This window comes from Neisseria sp. P0021.S007 (assembly GCF_051956855.1).
The window spans coordinates 1-539 of sequence record NZ_JBQCXA010001055.1 but is presented as its reverse complement, the minus strand read 5'-3'; the positions used below and the strand labels follow the sequence as shown (position 1 = coordinate 539).

General features: G+C 48.8%; 1 pseudogene. It reads left to right on the top strand.

Annotated elements, in window-relative coordinates:
* Positions 1-72: 72 nt before the first annotated feature.
* A pseudogene (locus ACTHUR_RS17495) lies at positions 73-539 on the top strand (virulence factor TspB C-terminal domain-related protein); the annotation flags it as partial.

The following is a 539-nucleotide window of genomic DNA, read 5'->3' as shown; positions in this document are numbered from 1 at the left end:
GTTTTTAGAAGTTCCCCGTTAGAGTCATATCTTCCCGGGTCGTGGTCGCCTCATTCGATTATTTATGCAAATTTGCAAGTTGTATCTGAAAGAACCCCGCCTCCTGAAACCGTTACACCTCAAGACATGATGTTGAATCAGCAAGACATCAAAGACATCCTGTCCCGTATGCTGAACAATCAACAGACCAATCATGCCGAATTGATGAATCAGTTGGCAAAAATTGGCGACGCCGTCGAGAAGTCTACCGAATCCAACCAATTCACGCCTATGACTGCCGATTCCGCTCCATACACCCCGCAGGGAAGCAATACACCGCAACAGACACGGTTCACACTTAACGCAGACGGCTCGGTTTCAACGTCTATTATTCCGCGTCCAGACCTGAAACCAAATTCCACCCTCGCGCCGACACGCAGCGAAATCATACCGACACCGAATAAAGGACAAAACACACCGACAACACCCAATAGTCCGAATACACCTACAACGCCAGATAGTCCGAATGCACCGACGACACCTAATCAGCCGAATACACC